Here is a 24,530-nt window from a genome sequence, read left to right on the forward strand (position 1 = left end):
TGGAATCAGAGATATGAATGCACCTTTTTCCTATGCGTCTCCCACGGTAAGCATTGAGGCGTTAAAGCACTCCATCGCTTACAAGCTGATGTTCACCATCGGCAAAGATCCGGTGATTGCCAACAAACATGAGTGGCTCAACGCCACGCTGTTTGCCGTGCGCGATCGGCTGGTGGAACGCTGGCTGCGCTCTAACCGCGCCCAGCTCTCACAGGAGACCCGTCAGGTTTACTATCTGTCGATGGAGTTTTTGATTGGCCGCACCCTCTCCAATGCGCTGTTGTCGCTGGGTATCTATGACGACGTAAAAACCGCACTGGAAGAGATGGGGCTGGATTTAGAAGAGCTGATTGACGAAGAGAACGACCCCGGCTTAGGTAACGGCGGTCTTGGCCGCCTGGCGGCCTGCTTCCTCGATTCGCTGGCAACGCTCGCCCTGCCGGGACGTGGCTACGGTATTCGCTACGATTACGGCATGTTTAAACAGAACATCGTCGATGGACGGCAGAAAGAGTCCCCGGACTACTGGCTGGAGTACGGCAACCCGTGGGAGTTCAAGCGCCACAACACCCGCTATAAAGTCCGCTTTGGCGGCCGTATTCAGCAGGAAGGCAAAAAGAGCCGCTGGGTCGAAACCGAAGAGATCCTGGCCGTCGCTTACGACCAGATCATCCCCGGCTACGACACTGACGCGACCAACACGCTGCGCCTGTGGAATGCCCAGGCCAGTAGCGAGATTAACCTCGGTAAATTCAATCAGGGCGACTACTTCGCGGCGGTGGAAGACAAAAACCACTCCGAGAACGTCTCCCGTGTGCTGTACCCGGATGACTCTACCTATTCCGGGCGCGAGCTGCGTCTGCGTCAGGAGTACTTCCTGGTCTCCGCGACTATCCAGGATATCCTGAACCGCCATTACCAGCTGCATAAAACCTACGCTAACCTGGCGGCAAAAACCGCCATCCACCTCAACGACACCCATCCGGTGCTGTCGATCCCGGAGCTGATGCGCCTGCTGATCGACGAACATAAGTTCAGCTGGGACGAGGCGTTTGAGGTGACCTGCCAGGTCTTCTCTTACACCAACCACACGTTGATGAGCGAAGCGCTGGAAACCTGGCCGGTGGACATGCTCGGCAAAATCCTGCCGCGCCACCTGCAGATCATTTTTGAGATCAACGACTACTTCCTGAAAACCGTGCAGGAGCAGTACCCGCACGACACCGGCCTGCTGAGCCGTACCTCGATCATTGATGAATCCAATGGCCGCCGGGTGCGCATGGCGTGGCTGGCGGTCGTGATCAGCCACAAGGTCAATGGCGTGTCAGAGCTGCACTCCAACCTGATGGTGCAGTCGCTGTTCGCCGACTTTGCGAAGATCTTCCCGATGCGTTTCTGCAACGTGACCAACGGGGTCACGCCGCGCCGCTGGCTGGCGCTGGCGAACCAGCCGCTCTCCGACGTGCTCGACGAGAACATTGGCCGCAACTGGCGTACCGACTTAAGCCAGTTGAGCGAGCTTGAACAGCACGCCGATTTCCCGACGGTGAACAAAGCGGTGCGTGATGCCAAGCTGCTGAACAAAAAGCGGCTGGCAGTGTGGATGGCGCTGCACCTCAACGTGGTCGCCAACCCGAAAGCGCTGTTCGATGTGCAGATCAAACGTATCCATGAGTACAAGCGTCAGCTGATGAACGTGCTGCACGTGATCACCCGCTACAACCGCATTAAGGCCGAACCTGATGCCGACTGGGTACCGCGTGTGAACATCTTTGCCGGTAAGGCCGCCTCGGCCTACTACATGGCGAAGCACATCATTCACCTGATCAACGACGTGGCAAAGGTGATCAACAACGATCCGCAGATCGGTGACAAGCTGAAGGTCGTCTTTATCCCGAACTACAGCGTGAGTCTGGCCCAGCTGATCATTCCGGCGGCCGATCTCTCCGAGCAGATCTCCACCGCGGGCACCGAAGCGTCCGGCACCAGTAATATGAAGTTTGCCCTGAACGGCGCGCTGACCATCGGCACGCTAGATGGCGCAAATGTCGAGATGCTGGAGCACGTGGGCGAAGAGAATATCTTCATCTTTGGTAACACCACGGAAGAGGTCGAGGCGCTGCGCGCCAAAGGCTACTCGCCGCGTGACTATTACGAGCAGGATGAAGAGCTGCGCCAGGTGCTGACGCAGATCGCCACCGGGGTCTTCAACCCGGACGAGCCTGGCCGCTACCGCGACCTGGTGGATTCGCTGATTAACTTCGGTGATCACTACCAGGTGCTGGCAGACTACCGCAGCTATGTGGATTGTCAGGATAGGGTCGATGAGCTGTACCGCAAGCCGGAAGAGTGGACCACCAAAGCGATGCATAACATCGCCAACATGGGCTATTTCTCATCCGATCGCACCATCAAAGAGTATGCCGATACCATCTGGCATATCGATCCGGTGAAACTGTAAAAGCAAAACGGCGACCTCAGGGTCGCCGTTTTTGTATTTGCCCTCTCTCACACGGGGAGGGCATTACGCCTGCTCGTTAGCATGATTCACGACGCCAGCGACAGCTCCCGCTTTCCCGTATGCTGGGCCAGCCACTGCGCCACGCGGGACACTTGCTCCGCATTCAGCCACATCCCCTCTTTGGTGCGACGCCACAGCGCATCGTCGGCGCGGCGAACCCATTCGTGGTCGGCTAAATAACGTAACTCCGCCTCGTAAAACTCGTGGCCAAAATGCTCGCCCAGATCGGTAAGATCTTTCGCGTCACGCAGGATCACCTCACTGTTGCTGCCGTAGGTACGGGCAAAATGACGGGCCATGGATTCGCTGATAAACGGATAGCGACGGCGCAGTTTGGCCGCGTAGTCATCGCGGTTACCGTCGATATCACCGCCAGGCAGCACCGCGCCTTTGGTCCACGCCGGGCCAATACCTTTATAGTACGGCGCCAGTTTTTCCATCGCATGCTCCGCCAGCTTGCGATAGGTGGTGAGCTTGCCGCCAAACACCGACAGCAGCGGCGCTTTGCCATGGTCATCGTGAATATCGAGGGTGTAATCACGGGTAATGGCCTGCGGTGAATCAGACTCGTCATCACACAGTGGACGCACCCCGGAGTAGCTCCAGACCACATCGTCACGCACCAGCGACTTTTTGAAGTGCGCGTTATACACATTCAGCAGATAGCTGATTTCGCTCTCGTCGATCTCGACGTTTTTCGGATCGCCTTTGTACTCCACGTCCGTGGTGCCAATGATGGAGAACTCATCCATCCACGGGATCACAAACACGATGCGCTTGTCTTCGTTTTGCAGGATATAAGCCTGCTTCTGGGTATGTACTCGCGGCACCACGATATGGCTGCCTTTAATCAGGCGAATGCCATAAGGCGATGGCAATTGCATGCCCTGGTCGAAGAACTGCTTCACCCATGGGCCGGTAGCGTTCACCAGACCGCGCGCCTGCCAGCTGAAACGTTCGCCGGTATCGATATCTTCTGCCTCGACGACCCACAGTCCGTTTTTCCGACGGGCGGAGATCGCGCGGGTACGGGTTTTCACCTCGCCGCCTTTGCGTTCAACCATTTGCGCGTTAGCGAGCACCAGGCGGGCATCGTCCACCCAGCAGTCGGAATATTCGAATCCGCGCACGATTTCAGGCTTAAGCACCGAGTCTGCGCCAAAACGCACACCCGCAGAGGCGGGCAGACTGGTACGTTTACCCAGGTGATCGTACATAAACAGACCAATGCGGATCATCCACGCCGGACGCAGATGCGGGCGGTGTGGCAGACGAAAACGCATTGGCGTAGCGATATGGGGGGCCATTTTCAGCAGCACTTCACGCTCGGCCAGCGCCTCACTGACCAGGCGGAACTCGTAGTGTTCCAGATAACGCAGGCCACCGTGGATCAGCTTAGAGCTGGCGGAGGAGGTGGCACAGGCGAGATCCTGCGCTTCCAGCATCAGGACAGATAATCCGCGGCCGGCAGCGTCCGCCGCAATGCCCGCCCCGTTGATTCCGCCACCGATGACAATCAGATCTTTGGTTTCCATTGTATCCTCACGCACTTTCGTTAAAGCTCAAAAATGTTCGATATCGCTCATATTAGCAAAGGAAATGGATTTTAGTAACATCAAAAAAACAATTTTGAGTGATACAGCTAACATAATGGCGTTTACCCGCCGCCAGGACGTACACTACCCAGTAAAATAGTGTGGTCTGATGCCTTACCAATCCTCGCCCACGGGGCGAGGGGCACAGGCTGTACTGCACCTGAACAAACAACAGAGATCACCATGGAACAATTTGAATGCATTAACGTAGAAGAAGCCCACCAGAAGATGCACCAGGGGCTGGCGGTGCTGGTGGATATTCGCGATCCGCAAAGCTTCGCTATGGGCCATACGCCGGGCGCGTTTCACCTGACCAACGCTTCCCTGAGTGAGTTTATGCGTGATAACGATTTCGAGACCCCGGTGATGGTGATGTGCTATCACGGCAATAGCAGCAAAGGCGCAGCGCAATACCTGCTGCAGCAGGGCTTTGAAGCGGTCTACAGCGTGGACGGTGGATTCGATGCCTGGCATCGCCATTTCCCGGCAGAAGTCGAGCACGCGGGCATTTAGGGTATATACTGTCCCCTTTTGTGTGGAATAAGCGACTGCCGCCGATGCTGATGATTACCTCTTTTACCAACCCGCGCGTCGCCCAGGCGTTCGTCGACTACATGGCGACGCAGGGTGTTATCCTCACCATTCAACAACATACCCAGACCGACGTCTGGCTGGCCGATGAGAGCCAGGCTTCCCGGGTCAACGCCGAGCTGGCGCGTTTTCTGGAAAACCCCGGTGATGCGCGCTATCTGGCGGCGAGCTGGCAGGCGGGCCATACCGGCAGCGGGCTGCGCTACCAGCGCTTTCCTTTTCTGGCGACCGTGCGCGAACGCGCCGGGCCGTTTACCCTGGGACTCATGGCGGCCTGCATTCTGGTCTTCATTCTGATGAGTGTGGTGGGCGATCAGCAGATCATGCTGCTGCTGGCCTGGCCGTATGACGCCTCCGTTGAGTTCGAGTTCTGGCGCTACTTCACCCATGCGCTGATGCACTTCTCGTTCCTGCATATCCTCTTTAACCTGCTGTGGTGGTGGTATCTCGGCGGGGCGGTGGAGAAGCGGCTCGGCAGCGGCAAGCTCATCGTGCTCACCCTGATCAGCGCGCTGCTCAGCGGCTTTATCCAGCATAAGTTTGGCGGCCCGTGGTTTGGCGGCCTCTCCGGCGTGGTCTACGCGCTGATGGGCTATGTCTGGCTGCGCGGCGAGCGCGATCCGCAGAGCGGCATCTACCTGCAACGCGGTTTAATGACCTTTGCATTAATCTGGATTATCGCCGGATGGTTTGATCTGTTTGGCATGGCGATTGCCAACGGCGCACACGTGGCCGGGCTGGCGGTCGGGCTGGCGATGGCGTTTGCCGATACGCTAAATGCGCGAAAACGAACATAATTCTGGCAGGGAACACTGATGAAACAAACACAACGCCATGACGCCATTATTGATCTGGTGAAAAAGCAGGGATACGTCAGTACCGAAGAGCTGGTGGAGCAGTTTGCCGTCAGCCCACAGACCATCCGTCGTGACCTCAACGATCTGGCCGATCAGAACCGCATTCTGCGCCACCACGGCGGCGCGGCGCTGCCGTCCAGCTCGGTGAATACGCCCTGGCATGACCGTAAGGCGACGCAGACCTCTGAAAAAGAGCGTATCGCCCGCAAGGTGGCGAGCCAGATCCCTAACGGCGCGACGCTGTTTATCGACATTGGCACCACGCCGGAAGCGGTGGCCCATGCCCTGCTGAACCATGAGAACCTGCGCGTTGTCACCAACAACCTGAACGTTGCCACTACCCTGATGCAGAAAGAGGATTTCCGCATTATCCTGGCAGGCGGCGAGCTGCGCAGCCGCGACGGCGGCATTATTGGCGAAGCGACGCTCGACTTTATCTCCCAGTTCCGCCTCGACTTCGGCATCCTCGGCATCAGCGGCATTGATACCGACGGCTCACTGCTGGAGTTTGATTATCACGAAGTCCGCACCAAGCGGGCGATTATCGAGAACTCGCGCCACGTCATGCTGGTGGTGGATCACTCCAAGTTTGGGCGTAATGCGATGGTGAATATGGGCAGCATCAGCATGGTGAATGCCATCTATACCGACGTAATGCCGCCTGAAGGGGTGTTAAAGGTGATTCGTGATCATAAGTTGCAGTTAGAGCTGTGCTGATGGCATTGCCTTATAGCGCGGTAAAAGCAGAGCGGCAATCAGGGTTGTAATGCTAGTGAGTTAAGCCTGGTGGATTGTTCCGTTCACCTCATGTTCAGCAGAACATGGCATTACACAACCCGTGAACGTGACAAGGGGGGCCGCCGGGCCCCCCTTGTCAATCCCCGCGGCCCCGCAATGAAACCGGTGCTTCGCACTGCGCTCACCTCCCGACCGGCTGCCTGCGGTCGGCTCAACTCGACATCCTGTCTCGATTCGCCTCTGGCCGCCATCCCTGGCGTCCAGCCCTTGTCATCCGGTCTCCGGTTCGCCGGTTTCAGCGGGGACTCAACACCGGTGCCCCTTTCAGGCGACTAAGAAGCGTGAGGGAGCGTGAATCCGGCTGAAAATCGACGAAGCGTTTCCGGAAGGCCGGGGCGAGGCGCAGGGACGCGCCGAGAGGGCATAGCCTGCATGGATGCAGGCTGGTGCCCGACCCGAAAGCCTGAAGGAATAAGCTGAGTGCACCGCGAAGCGGCGATTTTCTTTGCCGGGAGCCGGGGTAGCCAGGGGGGAGGCGGCGAGCCCCCCTGGCACGTTCACCGCAGCGGAGGGGGCATAAAGCAGAGGTGCTGTAGTGAACGGAACCCTTCCACTTAAGTCATTCAGAAGTACTGAGTTGCTTAACTGACTGACATTACAACCCGGGTTGCCGTTTTTTGTGTTTGCGCGTGCTCTGTAAGACAGGGCGAGGGCATCACCCGCACAAAGCCTTAAACCCCATACCCCATCATCTTCAACAGCTGCTGCGCATGAAGCACCGCATCCTGGCGGTGGGCGACGCCCAGCTTCTGATACAGATTTCGGATATGCGTTTTGATGGTGGTGGCTGCCACGGCCAGCTCACCGGCAATCTGCTCGTTGCTGTAGCCTGAGTAGATCAGCCCCAGCACCTGCCACTCACGCTGGGTGAGCGGGCTGGTACGGATCAGTTCCGGCACTTCCGGGTGGGTCAGCAGACGCTCCACAAAGGTCTCATCGAAATGGGCAAACTTGTGGCGATGATGCTGGTTAATCTCACGCAGGATGCGCTGGGCGCGATGCTGGTCCAGCTCCGGCAGGGTATTGAGCTGAATCAACTGACGCAACTGCTGCGCCATGGTCTCGCCTTCAATCACAAAGTGGCTGATAAACCCGGTGCGGTTCGCCAGTTGCAGCGCTTCCAGCAGCACGCGTTGGGCGTCATTTTTGCGGCCAGACTGCCAGTAAAGCTGGTTTTGCAGCAGCAGGTTGCGGTTCAGATCGCTCATCAGACGCAGGCTGCGGGCATTTTCATTCAACTCTTCCAGCACCATCTCGGCCGGTTCGAACTCGCCCAACAGGATCTGCGCGCGGGCAATGTTGCGCCACTGGCTCTGCAGGAAGTGGTTATTAGCAAACTCTGGCTTCGGCGTCTGGCGCAGCCAGTTGGCTGCCGATTTCTTGTCGCCCGTCATCTGCCAGTAAATCACCCGCACTTTATCGGCGTTGGATACCCAGTCGCTGTGATACTGGCCGTTGCCGAGCAGGTTCTCCAGACGGTTGAGGTGGTTACGGGCGTTATCCAGATCGCCGCGGGCCAGCGAGCACTGCACCAGCAAGCCCAGACATTGCAACTGCTGCTGCGGCTGATAGGCAGAGAGCACATCGACACCATGGCGGGCGGTGGTTTCGGCTTCGTCCAGACGTGCCCACGCCCACAGCAGCTGGGCGCGAATGCGCAGCAGGAACTCGTGCATCGGCAGCTGTTCCAGGTGCTGATCGCGGATCAGGGTGAAGGCTTTCTCCTGGGTCTCCCAGGCGGCCTGCAGGAAGCCCTGGGCAAACAAAATTTCGCTCTGCTGGATCAGGCTCCACAGGGCGTAGTGCCAGACGTCATGGCGGCGCGCCATCTGCTCGGTCTGCTGCATCAGCGACAGCGAGCGGGTCAGGTCGCCCTTACAGTGCAGGACTTCACCATGCACCGACGTGGCGACGATACGGCTGTAGAAGTTCGCCAGCGGCAGCTCTTCCAGCGCGCCAAGGGCCAGGCGCTGGGCCTCTTCCGGGTTGCCGTCGTTAATGGCCACCTGCGCGCGCAGGGCGTTGAATTCGCCGTGCAGGGCGGCGTCCATCTCGCCTTTCATCTCTTGCTCGGCGCGGGCCAGCAGGGTGTTCACTTCGCTGTAGCGATGCTGGCTCTGCATCAGCCAGGCCTGCAGCAGCACCAGACGCGGGTTTTCCAGCAGGCTATCCCACGGCAGGGCGCGCAGCGACTCCTCCAGCAGGGCCAGCTCACTGTGGTTAAACAGGCTCCAGGCGTGATTGAGCAGAATATCGCGCAGCATATGGGCATCGCCCGCCGCCAGCGCGTGGTGAATGGCCTCGCTCGGGAAGCCCTGCGCCATCCAGCTCTCGGCGGCGGCGCGGTGGATTTCCGGTAATTCGGTTGCCAGCTCCCACTGACAGCGCTGGCGCAGGAAACTGCCAAACAGCGGGTGGTAGCTGAACCACTCCCCGGAGTCGTCCATGCGTTGCAGGAACAACCCCTGGCGTTCGATCTCCTCCAGGCGCATCTGGCCGTTGTCTTCGCCAGTGACGCGCACGATCAGCGCATCGTTCATCGAGCGCAGCAGGGAGCTTTTCAGCAGGAACTGACGGGTGGACTGGTCTACGCTGTCGAGTACCTCATCCACCAGATAATCGGAAAGATGGCTGGCATTAATCCCCGACAGACGACGGGCGGATTGCTGCGTCGAGCTGTTGTTATGCCGCGCCGACAGGGCAATCAGTTGCAGGGCGGTCGCCCAGCCTGCCACGTCGTCGCACAGGCGGCTGCTTTCAGCCACCTCGATAGGGGATTTCAGGCGGCAGTCAAAGAACTGCTTCGCTTCCTGATGAGTAAAGGAGAGTTGTTGGCTGCCCACTTCCAGCAGCTGATCGCGCACGCGCAGGTTGGCTATGCCCAGCTGCGGCAGGTTGCGCGACAGGATCACCAGGGTCAGGTTTTCCGGCTGGTGGCGCAGGAAAAAGCGCATCGACTCATGGATAACCGGATTGGTGATCAGATGGTAGTCATCAATGACCAGGTAGAGCGGACGATGCCATTCGGCCAGCTCGATAAACAGTTGCGAAAAAAGGGAAGAGAGGCTGGCGTACTGGCGCTTTTGCACCATCACTTCGCTGGTGACACAGTGGCCGTTGGTCGCCTGCTGAATAGCGGCGATCAAATAACTGGCAAAACGCTCCTGCTGGTTGTCGCCCTCATCGAGGGAGTACCAGCCGAGATCGGTCTTGCCGGAAGCCCATTGCGAAATGAGCGTGGTTTTGCCGTAGCCTGCAGGACTCGTTACCAGCGCCAGTCGAAAATTGTTCGCGCCGGAAAGTTTCGCCAGCAAGCGTTCGCGGACCACAGTATGGTCAAGACGAACCGGGCGACTTAATTTGGACGGAATCAACATAGGTTTCACTTCACTGTGTGGAAATCGAGATTTTTATTTTTTTTGCGCTTCGTAATTAATCCTTATAAGTTCGGTCAGAAACCTTTTTATTGCAAGTTATGTCCGGGTTTTGTGTCCCTTAATTTGCACTGTGTCACAAAAATATATGCAGGGAGGAAGGAACTTTTCCGATGGCCTCAAAAGCGCATGGATACTGGGGTGGCGTGTTTCAGAAGGTTAAGCATAAAAAGGAATATAGAATCGTAAATGGCATGAAAAGTTAATAAAGTCCCGAAAGAGTAACTTGCGTAAAATAACGCGCTGGCGTGCAGTAAATTCTGAACGTTATTACTTCAGGTAAGTAATTATTGCCCGGTGCCTATATTTCAGGCGAAACCGCATTTCATTTTTTTGACTCCCTCACCGAAAAGCTCACCCTTAATACCCTCACTCCCGCGGCATAAAGTGGCGGCGATCACACTTTCCCGCTCATCCCTGCTACTCCTCCCTGTCTAATCCCCGGCAGGAGGAGGAAGTGGTGTAAGGAGCCAGGCACACTAGCACCAACGCCTTATTTTCTCTCTACAGGATGCAGATTCTCTATGTCACAGCCGACTTTCAACAAAGCTCAATTCCAGGCTGCCCTGACGCGTCAGTGGCAGCGTTTTGGTTTACACGCCGCCGAAGACATGACCTCCCGCCAGTGGTGGCAGGCCGTCAGTGGAGCGCTCGCAGAGCTGCTGAGTGCCCAACCCGCGGTAAAACCCGTGGCAGGCCAGCGCCACGTTAACTATATCTCCATGGAGTTCCTGATTGGCCGTCTGACCGGCAACAACCTGCTGAACCTCGGCTGGTATCAGGAGGTCAGCGATGTGCTGAACACGCACAACATCAACCTGACCGACCTGCTGGAAGAGGAGATCGATCCGGCGTTGGGCAACGGCGGTCTGGGTCGTCTGGCGGCCTGTTTCCTTGACTCAATGGCGACGGTGGGGCAGTCGGCCACTGGCTATGGCCTGAACTATCAGTACGGCCTGTTCCGCCAGTCCTTCGCAGGCGGCCAGCAGATGGAAGCCCCGGACGACTGGCATCGGGGCAGCTACCCGTGGTTCCGCCACAACGAAGCGCTGGACGTGCAGGTTGGCATTGGCGGTAAAGTAACGAAAGCGGGCCAGTGGGAGCCGGGCTTTACCATTACCGGCCAGGCCTGGGATCTGCCGGTGCTGGGCTACCGTAACGGCGTCGCGCAGCCGCTGCGCCTGTGGCAGGCGACGCACGCTCACCCGTTTAACCTGACCAAATTCAACGACGGCGATTTCCTGCGCGCTGAGCAGCAGGGCATCGACGCCGACAAGCTGACCAAAGTGCTTTACCCGAACGACAACCATCTGGCGGGCAAAAAGCTGCGCCTGATGCAGCAGTATTTCCAGTGCGCCTGTTCCGTGGCCGACATTTTACGTCGCCACCATCTGGCGGGCCGCAAGCTGGCGGAGCTGCCAGATTATGAAGTGATCCAGCTGAATGACACCCACCCGACCATCGCCATCCCTGAACTGCTGCGCGTGCTGATCGACGAGCATCAGCTGAGCTGGGACGACGCCTGGGCCATCACCAGCAAGACCTTCGCTTACACTAACCACACCCTGATGCCAGAGGCGCTGGAGTGCTGGGATGAGAAGCTGATTAAAACCCTGCTGCCGCGCCATATGCAGCTGATCAACGAGATCAACAACCGCTTCAAAAAGCTGGTGGATAAAACCTGGCCGGGCGATAAAGCGGTGTGGGCGAAACTGGCTGTGGTGTTCGACAAGCAGGTTCGCATGGCTAACCTGTGCGTGGTCAGCGGTTTTGCGGTGAACGGCGTGGCCGCGCTGCACTCCGACCTGGTCGTGAAAGATCTGTTCCCGGAATATCACCAGCTGTGGCCGAACAAGTTCCACAACGTCACCAACGGCATTACGCCGCGTCGCTGGATCAAACAGTGCAACCCTCAGCTTGCTGAACTGCTGGATAAGACGCTGGATAAAGAGTGGGCGAACGACCTCGACCAGCTAATCAACCTGGAAAAACAGGCTGACGATGCGGCCTTCCGCGAGACGTACCGCACCATCAAGCAGGACAATAAAGTGCGCCTGGCGGCCTTCGTTAAAACCCGTACCGGGATTGAGATCAACCCGAACGCGATTTTTGATATCCAGATTAAACGCCTGCACGAGTACAAACGTCAGCACCTGAACCTGCTGCATATTCTGGCGCTGTACAAAGAGATCCGCGAGAACCCGCAGGCCGACCGTGTGCCGCGCGTGTTCCTGTTCGGTGCCAAAGCTGCACCGGGTTATTACCTGGCAAAAAACATTATCTTCGCTATCAATAAAGTGGCCGACGCGGTGAATAACGATCCGAAAGTGGGCGACAAGCTGAAAGTGGTCTTCCTGCCGGATTACTGCGTCTCTGCGGCGGAGCTGATGATCCCGGCGGCGGATGTTTCCGAGCAGATTTCTACCGCGGGCAAAGAGGCATCCGGTACCGGCAACATGAAGCTGGCCCTGAACGGTGCACTGACCGTCGGGACGCTGGACGGTGCCAACGTAGAGATTGCCGAGCAGGTGGGCGACGAGAACATCTTTATCTTCGGCCATACTGTGGAAGAAGTTAAAGCCATCAAAGCCAAAGGTTACGACCCGGTGAAATGGCGTAAAAAAGACAAGCTGCTGGATGCGGTGCTGAAGGAGCTGGAGAGCGGCAAATACAGCGACGGGGACAAGCACGCGTTCGACCAGATGCTGCACAGCATCGGCAAACAGGGCGGCGATCCGTACCTGCTGATGGCCGACTTTGCGGGCTACGTCGAAGCGCAGAAACAGGTCGATGTGCTGTATCGCGATCAGGAAGCCTGGACCCGGGCGTGCATTCTGAACACCGCGCGCTGCGGCATGTTCAGCTCTGACCGTTCAATCCGCGACTACCAGGCCCGTATCTGGCAGGCAAAACGCTAAGGAAGCGCGATGGAAAGTAAACGTCTCGATAATGCCGCCCTGGCGGCGGGGATCAGCCCCAGCTATATCAATGCTCATGGTAAACCGCAGTCTATTGGTGCTGAGACCAAGAGGCGTTTGCTGGATGCTATGCATAAAGCCAACCCCGTCGCGAAAGCGGCGGTTACCGCCGTCCCGAACGTGATGGTCTATACCGCGGGCAAAAAGATGCCGCTGATGATTGAAGGCAGCGGCGACTTTAGCTGGCTGCTGACGACCGAAGAGGGGCATCAGCATAAAGGCCACGCGACGGGCGGCAAAAATCTCAACCTGCCGGCAAAACTGCCGGAGGGTTATCACACCCTGACGCTGACACAGGACGATCACCGCTGGCACTGCCGGGTGATTGTGGCGCCAAAACGCTGCTACGAGCCGCAGGCGCTGAAAGAGGGCAAGAAACTGTGGGGTGCCTGCGTGCAGCTCTATACGCTGCGCTCTGAGGCGAACTGGGGCATTGGCGACTTTGGCGATCTGAAGAAGATGCTCACCGACGTCGGCAAGCGCGGCGGGGCCTTTATCGGCCTCAACCCGATCCATGCCCTCTATCCGGCGAACCCGGAGAGCGCCAGCCCGTACAGCCCGTCATCCCGTCGCTGGCTGAACGTGATTTATATCGACGTAAACGCCGTTGAGGATTTCCGTAACAGCGCCGAGGCGCAAGCCTGGTGGAAGATGGACACTACCCGGCAGACGCTGCAACGCGCCCGGGATGCCGAGTGGGTCGATTATGCTTCCGTCACCGCGCTGAAAATGGCTGCGCTGCGCATGGCGTGGAAAGACTTTGCAAAGCGTGACGACGAACAGATGGCGGCCTTCCGGGAGTTTGTTGCCCGGGAAGGGGAGAGCCTTTACTGGCAGGCGGCCTTTGATGCGCTGCACGCATATCAGGTGAAAGAGGACGAAATGCGCTGGGGCTGGCCGGTATGGCCCGAGCAGTACCAATCCGTTGATTCCCCGGCGGTAAAAGCGTTTTGCGAAGAGCACACCGACGAGGTCGACTTCTACCTCTGGCTGCAGTGGCTGGCCTACAGTCAGTTTGCCGCCTGCTGGCAGGAGAGTCAGGGCTACGACATGCCGATTGGCCTGTACCGTGACCTGGCGGTGGGTGTCGCCGAGGGCGGGGCGGAAACCTGGTGCGATCGCGAGCTTTACTGCCTGAAAGCCTCTGTCGGCGCGCCACCGGATATTCTTGGCCCGCTGGGTCAGAACTGGGGTCTGCCGCCGATGGACCCGCACGTGATCGCTGCCCGCGCCTATGAGCCATTTATCGAGCTGCTGCGCGCCAACATGCAGAACTGCGGCGCGCTGCGTATCGACCACGTGATGTCGGTCCTGCGCCTGTGGTGGATCCCCTACGGTGAGACCGCCGACCACGGGGCCTACGTCCATTATCCGGTAGACGATTTACTCTCCATCCTTGCGCTGGAAAGTAAGCGTCATAACTGCATGGTGATCGGGGAAGATCTCGGCACCGTTCCGGTTGAAATCGTCAGCAAGCTGCGTGACAGCGGCGTTTACTCCTACAAAGTGCTCTATTTTGAAAACGACCTTGAGAAGAACTTCCGCGCGCCGGAGGCGTATCCAGAACAATCAATGGCAGTCGCGACGACGCATGACCTTCCTACGCTTCGTGGCTGGTGGGACAGCGGGGACCTTACCCTTGGTAAGACGCTGGGGCTATACCCTGACGAGGTAATGCTGCGCGGGCTGTATCAGGATCGTGAGCTGTCGAAGCAGGGGCTGCTGGATGCGTTGCACGAGCACGGTTGCCTGCCGAAACGCACCGGGCACAAGGCGTCGTTGATGTCGATGACCCCAACGCTGAACCGCGGTCTGCAGCGTTACATTGCCGACAGCAACAGCGCGCTGTTGGGGTTGCAGCCGGAAGACTGGCTGGATATGCCGGAGCCGGTTAACATCCCTGGCACCAGCTATCAGTACAAAAACTGGCGTCGCAAGCTGTCTACGTCCCTGGAGGCGATGTTTGCCGATGACGGGGTGAATAAGCTGATTAAAGACCTGGATAAGCGGCGAAAAGCGGCTGCCAGGAAGTAATAAAAAAACCCGCCGGATGGCGGGTTTTTTATTGCCGGGTAAGCGTAGCTGCCACCCGGTAATTGCTATATCAAACAACCATACCCAACAGCAGACACCCAATCAGCCCGCAGACGGAGATGATGGTTTCCAGCATCGACCAGGATTTGATGGTCTCACCGATGGTCAGGTTGAAGTACTCTTTGAACAGCCAGAAGCCTGGGTCGTTTACGTGAGAGAAGATCACGCTACCGGAACCCACTGCAATAACCATCAGCTCAGGGCTGACGCCTGTGGTGGCAATCAGTGGAGCAACGATGCCGCCTGCGGTGATAGCCGCAACGGTTGCGGAACCCAGGGCGATACGCAGCACCGCCGCGATAGACCACGCCATCAGGATTGGGGAGATGTTGGTGTCATGCATCATGGAGGCGATGTACTTGTCCACGCCGCTATCAACCAGAACCTGTTTGAACGCACCGCCACCACCGATGATCAGCAGCATCATGGCAATGATTTTGATCGAGGAGGTCAGGGTATCGTTAATCTGATCCATGGAACGGCCACGGTTCAGACCGAAGGTGAACAGCGCAATCAGAACCGCAATCAGGGTCGCCATGACCGGATCGCCGAGGAACTCAGCCACGCCGAGCACCGGATGGCCTTTCGGCAGAACCATTTCACAGACGGCACGCAGGGCCATCAGCACCACCGGCACCAGAGAGGTCCAGACGCTGACGGCAAAGCTTGGCATTTCTGCTTCGGTGAAGGTTTTTGCGCTGTACAGACCTTCCGGGATTGGCTTGTCGATACCTTTCAGGCAACGTGCAAAGACCGGACCGGCCAGAATAACGGTTGGGATCGCCAGAATAGTACCAAACAGCAGGGTTTTACCCATATCAGCATGGAAGATGGTGGCGATAGCGGTCGGGCCAGGGTGCGGCGGCAGGAAGCCGTGCGTCACGGACAGCGCAGCGGCCATTGGCACGCCCACATACAGCAGCGGGATGCTGGCAGAGGCAGCGATGGTGAAGACCAGCGGCAGCATCAGCACAAAGCCCACTTCGTAGAACAGCGCAAAACCTACGGTAAAGCCGGTTAAAACGACCGCCCACTGGATGTGCTGCTTACCAAATTTGGCAATCAGCGTGGTTGCGATGCGCTGTGCGCCACCGCAGTCGGCCAGCATTTTGCCCAGCATGGCCCCGAAGCCCATGATCAGCGCGAGGCTACCGAGCGTACCGCCCACACCCGCTTTAATGGAGCTGATTACTTTTACCAGCGGCATACCTTGCATCAGGCCGACGGCAAGGGCCACCAGCACAAGGGCGATAAAACCGTTCATTTTGAAACGGATCATCAGGAGGAGTAACAGAACGACACCGATAGCGACGATGACTAATGGCATGATTTTCTGGCCTTTAAAATTGTTATGGGTAACGTCATTGTTTCAACGACATATTCATGTTGCCCCAACTGGGAACAGCGTACTGATGGCACTAAGACAGGCCGCCTTCTAAATCATTAAGCGTAGTCGGTCGACGTAAAGGTGCTTAAGTGCCCACGGGAATGATACGGGTAACATGTGCGGGTTGAGAATCACCCCAGCGGTCAAAATGTGAATTATGAGACGCAGGTCATGTTATGAGAGGGGAAAGCGGGGGAGAGGCCCGGTAAGCGTAGCGCCACCGGGCAAACAGACGGGCAATCAGTAGTAGGAGTGTTCGCCGCGCTGGTGTTCGGTGAGATCGCGTACGCCTTTCAGCTCCGGGAACTCGTTCAGCAGCTGCTTCTCGATCCCTTCTTTCAGGGTAACGTCTACCATGGAACAGCCGTTACAGCCGCCGCCGAACTGCAGAATAGCCAGACCGTCTTCGGTGATCTCCATCAGGGAGACGCGACCACCGTGGCCCGCCAGCTGCGGGTTGATCTGGGACTGCAGCAGGTACTCAACGCGCTCCATCAGCGGGGCATCGTCGGTGACTTTGCGCATTTTGGCGTTTGGCGCTTTCAGGGTTAACTGTGAACCCAGTTGGTCGGTAACAAAATCAATTTCCGCATCTTCCAGATACGGGGCGCTCAGCTCATCGACATAGGCGGTGAGTTGCTCAAATTTCAGGGCGGTGTCAGTTGCTTCCACAGCATCCGGTGGGCAATAAGAGACGCCGCATTCTGCATTCGGGGTGCCCGGGTTGATCACGAATACACGGATCTGGGTCCCTTCTTCCTGATTTGCCAGCAGTTTGGCAAAGTGCGCTTGTGCAGCATCGGAAATACGGATCATAGCATTGGCCTAATAGTTGACTAAAATACCTGGTTATAATACGCCCAACCTGAGGGCGCTACAAGGTTCGACACAGACACCATACCTGAACCGACGCCGCGCCGCTTCGCAAAAGCAGGCGGGAGAGTTCTGCGACGGTAGCGCCTGTTGTCACGACATCATCCACCACAGCGATATGGCGTCCTGTGACCGGTAATTCAAGCGCAAAAGCGTGGTCCAGGTTACGTTTACGCATTCTGGCGCTGAGCTGATGCTGCGCCGGGGTGGCGCGGATCCGGCGAAGGGCCTCGGGCGCATAGCGGCAGTTTAGCCAGTGGGCCAGGGGACGACAGAGCAAATCGCTCTGGTTAAACCCGCGCCGCCATTGCCGCCGGGACCACAGCGGCACACAGACCAGCATATCCACGGCCGGTAACCCACGGCTGCGCCGGGCATGCAGCAGCGCCAGCAGTAGTAGCCTCGCCAGCGGTTTTGCCAGCTGGCTGCGACCCGAAAACTTGAATTGATGTACCAGCTGACTCACGGGCGGCGTATAGCCGCACACCGCCACCAGCGCCTGCCAGGGCGGTGGTTTACGCAGGCAGCGCCCGCAGGGCAGGCGAGGGTGGATGGCCGGTAAGCCACACTGTGGGCAACCCACTGCACGCCGCGCAATCCCCTTTTCGCATACGGAACAGATCCCCCAGTGGCTGAGCGCAAGCGGCATCCGGCATAGCCAGCACAAGCCGGGCACTGTTAGCATAGATAACCTCCTTGTGAAAAAAGAGAACAGTAATCGATGAATAACCTTTGGTGGCAGACCGTTGGGACAGGAAATTGCCATCTTGTGCTGCTGCACGGATGGGGGCTGAACGCGGAAGTATGGCGTTGCATCAGCGAGGAACTGGCCTCGCAATTTACGCTGCACCTGGTGGATCTGCCGGGCTTTGGCCGCAGCCGTGATTTTGGCGCGATGCCGCTGGCCGATATGGCGGAGCAGGTGCTGGCTCAGGCACCGGATAAGGCGATCTGGCTGGGCTGGAGCCTGGGCGGGCTGGTGGCAAGCCAGATCGCCCTGACGCACCCTGAGCGCGTGCAGGCGCTGGTCACCGTTGCGTCCTCACCCTGTTTCAGCGCCCAGGCGGAGTGGCCGGGGATCAAATCCGAGGTGCTGGCCGGTTTCCAGCAGCAGTTAAGCAACGATTTCCAGCGCACGGTGGAGCGTTTCCTCGCCCTGCAGACCATGGGAACGGAAACCGCACGCCAGGACGCCCGGACGCTGAAGACCACGGTGCTGTCATTACCGATGCCGGAGGTTGAGGTGCTGAATGGTGGGCTGGAGATCCTCAAAACGGCCGATCTGCGGGAGCCGCTGGCGTCCCTGACGCTGCCGCATCTGCGTATTTATGGTTATCTCGACGGGCTGGTACCGCGCAAGATCGTGCCGTTGCTGGATGAGCAATGGCCGCAGAGCGAAGCCTTGATCGTCGCCAAAGCAGCCCATGCGCCCTTTATCTCTCACCCTAATGAGTTTTGCGCGGCGTTAACGACCTTAAGTCAGCGTTTAGTCTGATTATTTTTATTCCCGCTGGAAAAAGTGACATACCGCAACAATACTTAATTTATCGTTGCGGTTATCCCGCCTTCGATAATCAAAACTACAATCCTCTTTGGGAGTCATGACTATGAAACTTGTTACAGGTATTGTTGCTTCTCTGGTTATTGGATCACTCTCTTTTGGCGTGATGGCGGCAGAAGAAATCCAGAAAGATAAAGTGAAAGAGATGAATTTGACGAAAGTTGGCGATATCTCTACCTCTGATACCACCGCGCCGATGGATGCGAGAAAAGAGCTTTCCAAGAAAGCAGATGAGATGGGCGGTAAGTATTATGTCGTCACCAGCGCCAACAAAGATCAGAAAGATATCCGCGCGACTGCAGAAGTCTTCAAATAATGAGATAAAGCCGGGCAGATTTGCCCGGCTTTACTGACGATTAACGCAGCGCCCACCACTCCCTGAGGCAAGCTTTTCCTTCGGGGCAGCTTTTACAGCTGCCGGATAAGCAGCCGTCGGCATCCTCCTGGATACGCTTCGCTTTCCCCATCGCTTCCAGACGTTCAAGCATGGCCTCGATCATTGCCTGCGGCGTGCGCAGGATTTGGCTAAGCTGGGTAGCGTCCATTCTTCCCTGCAACGCCAGTAAATCACGTACCTCAATTAACGATGCCATGCCGCCTCCTAATGACAGTCGCGGGCCGGGCTGTCGCAGCAGGCCGCTGCGGTTCTGCCTTTCGCCAGCAGGTTGACGTCCACGCGGCTGCGCGCCCGGCGCAACAGGCCCATCACCACCACGTTAAACAGCACTACCGCCAGGATACAGATCAGGCTGTAGTGGGGATGCTGGCTAAAATTGACCGTCTGGTAGTACACCGTTGCCAGCGAGTAAGCGATATTCAGCCCCCACAGAACCGAGAAGCCCATCCAGCCGCGGCTCGACTCGCGGGCAATGGCCCCCATCACCGAGATGCACGGAATGTAGAGCAGGACGAAGATCAGGTAGCTGTAGGCCGCCGAGGCGCTGCCAAACTTCTCGCTCATCACGCCCATAGCACCGGTCCCCATCTCCCCGTCGCCTTTGCTGGCTTCAATCGGGTTCGCCAGGACGCTCAGGCTGAAGGTGTCTTTCAGGCTCTGCCAGGTGTCATCCACTGCGCTGAACAGTTCGTCCCCGAGATGGAAATCTGCCGGGTTAAATTCCTCTTCCTGAATATTTTCTGCGGTGTAGAGGGTGTTCAGCGTGCCGACCACGACCTCCTTCGCCATCGCGCCGGTAAACAGCCCGACGGTGGCCTGCCAGTTGTCTTCATGGACGCCAATCGGCTTGAACAGGGGCGTGATCACCCGGCTGACGGAGGCCAGCGCTGAGTCATTAATGTTATCCGCCGCCTGGCCGCTGAGCGTAAAGCTGTTCAGCGCGCTGAGGAAGATACTGACCACCACAATCACTTTACCTGCCCGCAGGACAAAGCCTTTAAGCCGCTGCCAGGTCTGGATCAGCAGGCTCTTCAGGTGTGGAACGTGGTAGACCGGCAGCTCCATGACGAACGGCGTGGCTTCACCGCGCATGATGGTGTGTTTGAGCATCAGGCCGGTGAGGATCGCCATCACGATGCCCAGCACATACAGCGAGAAGACCGCCAGCGCCCCCTCCTGGCCGAAGAAGGCCGCGGCAAACACTGCGAAGATCGCCAGCCGGGCGCCGCAGGACATAAACGGCGCCATCATGATGGTCATCAGACGTTCGCGTGGCGCATCCAGGGTGCGGGCACCCATGACTGACGGCACGTTGCAGCCGAAGCCGACAATCAGTGGCACGAACGATTTACCTGGCAGACCGAGGGCCTGCATCAGACGATCCATGACGAAGGCCGCGCGGGCCATGTAGCCGGAGTCCTCAAGGAACGAGAGGAACAGATACATCATGCCGATTTGTGGCACCAGCGGCAGCACGGTGTTGATCCCGCCGCCCAGCCCCTGGGCCAGGAAAATGGTCAACCAATCCGGCAAGTGCAGGGTGTAGCCTAGCCACTGAATGCCGTGAATAAAGATTGCCACGGATCCGACATCAAACAGCGGCTGCAGTGCGCCGCCGATGTTGATGGCGAGCAGGAACATCACATACATCACCAGCAGGAACACCGGCAGGCCGAGAAAACGGTTGAGGATCACGGAGTCCATCGCCCGGGTAAAGCGGCTTGGCTCGGCGGTGAGGGCGTTGCTGGCTACGTCGCAAATGGCGGCGATGCTCTGATAGCGGGCATCGGCAATGTGCAGGGCCGGGTCGTCCAGTTCCTCGTTCAACCGCGCAAGGGAGGCATCCAGATATTGCGCGGCATCACCGGCATAGGCGCGGCTGTAGATATCGCCTTCCAGCATCTGCAGGCCGAGCCAGTGACGCTGTTTGAACGGCATGCTGTGCGCCATCTCCTGAGCAAGGATCCCGGCTTCTCGTAACAGCGGCTGGGCGTAGTGCACCAGCTCCACGTCGGTATTGCGGCTGTGGCGGTCAATCGCCAGCTTGAGAGCATCAATGCCGCGCGCGCGGGTGGAGACGAGCGGCACCACCGGGCAGCCCAGGCGGGCGGAGAGGGCATCAATGTCGATACGGATCTGTTGCTTTTCCGCAATATCGAGCATGTTCAGCGCCACCACGCAGGGGATACCCAGCTCCAGCAGCTGTAACGTCAGATAGAGGTTTCGCTCAAGGTTGGAGGCATCCACTACGTTGATCAGCAGGTCGGCATCGCCGCTCAGAATGTAGTGGCAGGCGATCTGCTCATCCAGCGAAGTCTGAGAGGAAATGGTGGTTAATGAGTAGGTGCCGGGCAGATCGACGAGGGTGACCTGATTATCAGTTGTCGCAAACTGGCCTTCTTTACGTTCGACCGTGACACCCGCCCAGTTACCCACTCGCTGACGCGCGCCGGTAAGCTGATTAAATAACGTGGTCTTGCCGGAATTCGGATTACCAATTAAGCCAATGGTTAATTTTTTCATTCTATTCGACTCGCTGCGGGAGCTGGCGTGTTATTGAGACAGGGCTTCTATTTCTATTAAGGCGAGATCTTTCTTACGCAGAACCAGATTCACACGTCGGGTTTCGATATGCACCGGATCACCCAGAGGCGCAACGCGCACCACCTGGAAAGAGGAGCCGGGGAGCATTCCTAAAGAGAGCAGTTTTTGCCGATAGGCCGGGCTTATTTCGCGGGTGAAGCCGGTAATTTTCCACGCGCTGGCTGGAGTGAATTGCATAGTGCCTGCTTAACGAACGGTTAAATAATCAACAGGCACAATGGTAATGAGAATGGTTTCTGTCTTCAATATGAAATATGTGACGGAATGTAGCCAGGGCTATTAATTTGCGGGCTGATTGACCTTGCTCAATATTTAGGGGGGAAGTGAAACGGGTATTTGTTAATAAACTGATGATGAATGGTTTTATATTTGCTGCTAATAGTAGTTATTAACGATCGAGAGGAATTTCCCCTCACCCCAGCCCTCTTTCAAAAGGAGAGGGTCAGGGTGAGGGAAAGGGTATTTAGCGTTTTTTACCCATCGCTGCCGCCAGCGCATCCATCATCGCGCTGTTACCGGATGGCTGTGCTTCACGCCCGCGTGGTTTTGCAGCGGGGCGCTGCTGCTGACGCGCATCGCTGTTACCGCCGCCGCGACGGGCGTTGGTCTCGCCAGGCTGCTCGTCCAGACGCATGGTCAGGGCGATACGCTTGCGCTGCAGATCCACTTCCAGCACTTTCACCTTCACGATATCACCGGCTTTCACCACGGTATGTGGGTCTTCCACGAACTTGTCGGCCAGGGAGGAGATATGGACCAGACCATCCTGATGCACGCCGATATCGACAAAGGCACCAAAGTTAGTGACGTTGGTGACTGCGCCTTCCAGTACCATGCCCGGCAACAGGTCGTTCATGGTTTCAACGCCATCGGCAAAGGTCGCGGTTTTAAACTCTGGACGCGGGTCGCGGCCTGGTTTCTCCAGCTCTTTGATGATGTCGGTTACCGTGGGCACACCAAACTGTTCGTCGGTGAAATCAACCGCTTTCAGGTTACGCAGTTCGCTGCTGTTGCCCATCAGCGTCTTCAATGCCTGCTGGGTCGCAGCCAGAATACGCTCGACAACTGGATAAGCCTCCGGGTGAACGGTAGAGGCATCCAGCGGGTTGTCGCCGTGGTTGATACGCAGGAAGCCTGCGCACTGTTCGAACGCTTTCGGCCCGAGACGGCTCACCTTCAGCAGCTGCTGGCGATTCTGGAACTGGCCGTTTTCATCGCGCCAGGCGACGATATTCTGCGCCATCATTCGGGTTAAGCCCGCCACGCGAGTCAGCAGGGCGACGGAAGCGGTGTTCAGGTCAACGCCGACGGCGTTTACGCAGTCTTCCACCACCGCATCCAGCTTGCGCGCCAGCTGTGTCTGGCTGACGTCATGCTGATACTGGCCCACGCCAATGGATTTCGGATCGATCTTCACCAGCTCGGCCAGCGGATCCTGCAGACGGCGGGCGATAGAGACCGCCCCGCGCAGGGAAACGTCCAGATCCGGGAACTCCTGCGCGGCCAGCTCGGACGCCGAGTACACCGACGCGCCCGCTTCGCTGACAATCACTTTTTGCGCCGTCACTTTCGGGAACTGCTTTTGCAGGTCGAGGAAGAAACGCTCGGTTTCACGTGAAGCGGTGCCGTTGCCGATCGCCACCAGCTCGACGTTGTGCTTCTCGCACAGTGCCGCCACCGCCACCGCGGCTTTTGCCGCCTGACCGGTATGCGGATAAATGGTGTCGGTCGCAACCAGCTTGCCGGTGCCATCCACCACGGCCACTTTCACGCCGGTACGCAGGCCCGGATCGAGACCCATTGTGGCGCGCAGGCCCGCCGGAGCGGCCATCAGCAGATCGTGCAGGTTACGGGCAAAGACGTTGATCGCTTCATCTTCGGCGCGCTCGCGCACGGTGCCCATCAGTTCGGTTTCAAGATGCATCAGCACCTTAATACGCCACGTCCAGCTCACGACCCCTTTGCGCCAGCTGTCTGCCGGGGCATTGTTCAGGCGCAGGCCGAGATGATCGATAATGATCTGCTCACCGTGGCTCTCTTTCGGCGGCTCGTCGAACTGCGGGTCGGCATTCAGGGAGAGCTGCAACACGCCTTCATTGCGGCCACGGAACATTGCCAGAGCGCGGTGAGAGGGGGTGGTTGAGATCGGCTCATGATGATCGAAGTAATCGCGGAATTTCGCCCCTTCTTCCTCTTTACCCGCCACCACAGTGGAGACGATATGGGCGTTCTTCCACAGATAATCACGGACTTTTGCCAGCAGCGCGGCGTCTTCGGCAAAGCGCTCCATCAGAATGTAGCGTGCGCCATCGAGGGCGGCTTTCGTGTCGGCCACGCCTTTATCGGCATCGATAAATTTCGCGGCTTCGGTTTCCGGGTCGTGGGACGGCGTCGTCCACAGCAGATCCGCCAGCGGCGCCAGGCCAGCTTCAATGGCGATCTGTCCGCGGGTGCGGCGTTTTTGTTTGTACGGCAGGTAGAGGTCTTCGAGCTCGGTTTTATTCAGGGTGCCGTTGATGGCTTTTGCCAGATCGTCGGTCAGCTTCCCCTGTTCACTGATGGATTTCAGGATCGCCTGACGCCTGTCTTCCAGTTCACGCAGATAGCCAAGGCGGGTTTCCAGGTTACGCAGCTGCGTATCATCCAGACCGCCAGTCACTTCCTTACGATAACGTGCGATAAACGGCACGGTGTTCCCTTCATCAAGCAGGCGAACGGCAGCTTCTACCTGTTCAGCCCTTGCCTGAAGTTCACCCGCAATAATGCGGCAGAGCGAATCTTTCATCATGGCTATTTCATCTTGTGGGTCGAAAAATCAGGGGATAGTTATACGGATTGAG

General features: G+C 57.8%; 17 protein-coding genes. 8 read left to right on the forward strand and 9 right to left on the reverse strand.

Annotated elements, in window-relative coordinates; all coding sequences use genetic code 11:
- Positions 1-13: 13 nt before the first annotated feature.
- Positions 14-2,461, forward strand: a complete 2,448-nt coding sequence (glgP, locus tag ABIE02_RS20545; RefSeq protein WP_032614866.1) for a glycogen phosphorylase — start codon at positions 14-16, stop codon at positions 2,459-2,461.
- Positions 2,462-2,547: 86 nt separating this feature from the next.
- On the opposite strand, the gene glpD is transcribed toward glgP, so the two are convergent.
- Positions 2,548-4,056 (reverse strand): glycerol-3-phosphate dehydrogenase, encoded by a 1,509-nt coding sequence (gene glpD / locus ABIE02_RS20550; RefSeq protein ID WP_336995225.1) that lies wholly within the window; start codon positions 4,054-4,056, stop codon positions 2,548-2,550.
- 243 nt (positions 4,057-4,299) lie between these two features.
- Here glpD and glpE point away from each other — a divergent pair, with 243 nt between their 5' ends.
- The 3 genes from glpE to ABIE02_RS20565 are packed head-to-tail and all read left to right on the forward strand — an operon-like array spanning position 4,300 to position 6,281.
- Positions 4,300-4,629 (forward strand): thiosulfate sulfurtransferase GlpE, encoded by a 330-nt coding sequence (gene glpE, locus ABIE02_RS20555; RefSeq protein WP_032614862.1) that lies wholly within the window; start codon positions 4,300-4,302, stop codon positions 4,627-4,629.
- Between the two features lie 44 nt (positions 4,630-4,673).
- Positions 4,674-5,504, forward strand: a complete 831-nt coding sequence (gene glpG, locus ABIE02_RS20560) for a rhomboid family intramembrane serine protease GlpG (RefSeq protein ID WP_077227707.1) — start codon at positions 4,674-4,676, stop codon at positions 5,502-5,504.
- A gap of 18 nt (positions 5,505-5,522) precedes the next feature.
- A complete protein-coding gene (locus ABIE02_RS20565) occupies positions 5,523-6,281 on the forward strand; it encodes a DeoR/GlpR family transcriptional regulator (protein WP_032614859.1) in 759 nt (252 codons plus the stop codon).
- 752 nt (positions 6,282-7,033) lie between these two features.
- Here ABIE02_RS20565 and malT read toward each other — a convergent pair.
- Positions 7,034-9,739, reverse strand: coding sequence for an HTH-type transcriptional regulator MalT (gene malT / locus ABIE02_RS20570; RefSeq protein WP_059307040.1), 2,706 nt, complete (start codon positions 9,737-9,739; stop codon positions 7,034-7,036).
- A 581-nt stretch (positions 9,740-10,320) separates the two neighbouring features.
- On the opposite strand from malT, the gene malP reads away from it, so the two are divergent.
- Together malP and malQ are read left to right on the forward strand one after the other, a co-directional pair.
- Entirely contained in the window at positions 10,321-12,714 is a 2,394-nt protein-coding gene (gene malP / locus ABIE02_RS20575; RefSeq protein ID WP_032614855.1) for a maltodextrin phosphorylase, read from the forward strand.
- Between the two features lie 9 nt (positions 12,715-12,723).
- Positions 12,724-14,808 carry a 4-alpha-glucanotransferase gene (gene malQ / locus ABIE02_RS20580; protein ID WP_336995234.1) on the forward strand — a complete coding sequence of 695 codons (2,085 nt, stop codon included), beginning with the start codon at positions 12,724-12,726 and terminating at the stop codon, positions 14,806-14,808.
- 70 nt (positions 14,809-14,878) lie between these two features.
- Here the strand turns inward: malQ and gntT are convergent, their stop codons facing one another.
- The 3 genes from gntT to gntX all read right to left on the reverse strand — a co-directional run bounded on the left by gntT (position 14,879) and on the right by gntX (position 17,813).
- Positions 14,879-16,195: a gluconate transporter gene (gene gntT, locus ABIE02_RS20585; protein ID WP_032614841.1), complete on the reverse strand. Its 1,317-nt coding sequence runs from the start codon at positions 16,193-16,195 to the stop codon at positions 14,879-14,881.
- Positions 16,196-16,495: 300 nt separating this feature from the next.
- Positions 16,496-17,071 carry a Fe-S biogenesis protein NfuA gene (gene nfuA / locus ABIE02_RS20590; RefSeq protein WP_032614840.1) on the reverse strand — a complete coding sequence of 192 codons (576 nt, stop codon included), beginning with the start codon at positions 17,069-17,071 and terminating at the stop codon, positions 16,496-16,498.
- Between the two features lie 58 nt (positions 17,072-17,129).
- A complete protein-coding gene (gene gntX / locus ABIE02_RS20595; RefSeq protein WP_059307042.1) occupies positions 17,130-17,813 on the reverse strand; it encodes a DNA utilization protein GntX in 684 nt (227 codons plus the stop codon).
- 36 nt (positions 17,814-17,849) lie between these two features.
- Between gntX and bioH the strand changes: the two genes are divergently transcribed.
- Positions 17,850-18,623 carry a pimeloyl-ACP methyl ester esterase BioH gene (bioH, locus tag ABIE02_RS20600; protein ID WP_059307043.1) on the forward strand — a complete coding sequence of 258 codons (774 nt, stop codon included), beginning with the start codon at positions 17,850-17,852 and terminating at the stop codon, positions 18,621-18,623.
- A 112-nt stretch (positions 18,624-18,735) separates the two neighbouring features.
- On the forward strand, positions 18,736-19,005 hold the full coding sequence (locus tag ABIE02_RS20605) for a YdgH/BhsA/McbA-like domain containing protein (protein ID WP_032614834.1): 270 nt from the start codon (positions 18,736-18,738) through the stop codon (positions 19,003-19,005).
- Between the two features lie 40 nt (positions 19,006-19,045).
- Here the strand turns inward: ABIE02_RS20605 and feoC are convergent, their stop codons facing one another.
- From feoC to ABIE02_RS20625, 4 genes are all read right to left on the reverse strand, one after another.
- Positions 19,046-19,282: a [Fe-S]-dependent transcriptional repressor FeoC gene (feoC, locus tag ABIE02_RS20610; RefSeq protein ID WP_059307044.1), complete on the reverse strand. Its 237-nt coding sequence runs from the start codon at positions 19,280-19,282 to the stop codon at positions 19,046-19,048.
- 8 nt (positions 19,283-19,290) lie between these two features.
- On the reverse strand, positions 19,291-21,609 hold the full coding sequence (gene feoB, locus ABIE02_RS20615) for a Fe(2+) transporter permease subunit FeoB (protein ID WP_191152128.1): 2,319 nt from the start codon (positions 21,607-21,609) through the stop codon (positions 19,291-19,293).
- Between the two features lie 30 nt (positions 21,610-21,639).
- Positions 21,640-21,867 (reverse strand): ferrous iron transporter A, encoded by a 228-nt coding sequence (gene feoA, locus ABIE02_RS20620; protein ID WP_032614828.1) that lies wholly within the window; start codon positions 21,865-21,867, stop codon positions 21,640-21,642.
- Between the two features lie 286 nt (positions 21,868-22,153).
- Complete coding sequence (locus tag ABIE02_RS20625; RefSeq protein ID WP_059307046.1) at positions 22,154-24,478, reverse strand: Tex family protein; 2,325 nt, start codon at positions 24,476-24,478, stop codon at positions 22,154-22,156.
- Positions 24,479-24,530: the final 52 nt, after the last annotated feature.

Origin of the sequence: Leclercia sp. 1548, assembly GCF_050435045.1 — a bacterium.
Classification (GTDB): Bacteria; Pseudomonadota; Gammaproteobacteria; order Enterobacterales; family Enterobacteriaceae; genus Enterobacter; species Enterobacter adecarboxylatus.

Coding starts and splice junctions, on each gene's coding strand:
- malP (WP_032614855.1), top strand. CDS start 10,321: ATGTCACAGCCGACTTTCAACAAAGCTCAATTCCAGGCTGCCCTGACG.
- malT (WP_059307040.1), bottom strand. CDS start 9,739: ATGTTGATTCCGTCCAAATTAAGTCGCCCGGTTCGTCTTGACCATACT.
- nfuA (WP_032614840.1), bottom strand. CDS start 17,071: ATGATCCGTATTTCCGATGCTGCACAAGCGCACTTTGCCAAACTGCTG.
- glpE (WP_032614862.1), top strand. CDS start 4,300: ATGGAACAATTTGAATGCATTAACGTAGAAGAAGCCCACCAGAAGATG.
- glpG (WP_077227707.1), top strand. CDS start 4,674: ATGCTGATGATTACCTCTTTTACCAACCCGCGCGTCGCCCAGGCGTTC.
- feoC (WP_059307044.1), bottom strand. CDS start 19,282: ATGGCATCGTTAATTGAGGTACGTGATTTACTGGCGTTGCAGGGAAGA.
- feoA (WP_032614828.1), bottom strand. CDS start 21,867: ATGCAATTCACTCCAGCCAGCGCGTGGAAAATTACCGGCTTCACCCGC.
- glpD (WP_336995225.1), bottom strand. CDS start 4,056: ATGGAAACCAAAGATCTGATTGTCATCGGTGGCGGAATCAACGGGGCG.
- glgP (WP_032614866.1), top strand. CDS start 14: ATGAATGCACCTTTTTCCTATGCGTCTCCCACGGTAAGCATTGAGGCG.
- ABIE02_RS20565 (WP_032614859.1), top strand. CDS start 5,523: ATGAAACAAACACAACGCCATGACGCCATTATTGATCTGGTGAAAAAG.
- bioH (WP_059307043.1), top strand. CDS start 17,850: ATGAATAACCTTTGGTGGCAGACCGTTGGGACAGGAAATTGCCATCTT.
- gntT (WP_032614841.1), bottom strand. CDS start 16,195: ATGCCATTAGTCATCGTCGCTATCGGTGTCGTTCTGTTACTCCTCCTG.
- ABIE02_RS20605 (WP_032614834.1), top strand. CDS start 18,736: ATGAAACTTGTTACAGGTATTGTTGCTTCTCTGGTTATTGGATCACTC.
- ABIE02_RS20625 (WP_059307046.1), bottom strand. CDS start 24,478: ATGATGAAAGATTCGCTCTGCCGCATTATTGCGGGTGAACTTCAGGCA.
- feoB (WP_191152128.1), bottom strand. CDS start 21,609: ATGAAAAAATTAACCATTGGCTTAATTGGTAATCCGAATTCCGGCAAG.
- gntX (WP_059307042.1), bottom strand. CDS start 17,813: ATGCTAACAGTGCCCGGCTTGTGCTGGCTATGCCGGATGCCGCTTGCG.
- malQ (WP_336995234.1), top strand. CDS start 12,724: ATGGAAAGTAAACGTCTCGATAATGCCGCCCTGGCGGCGGGGATCAGC.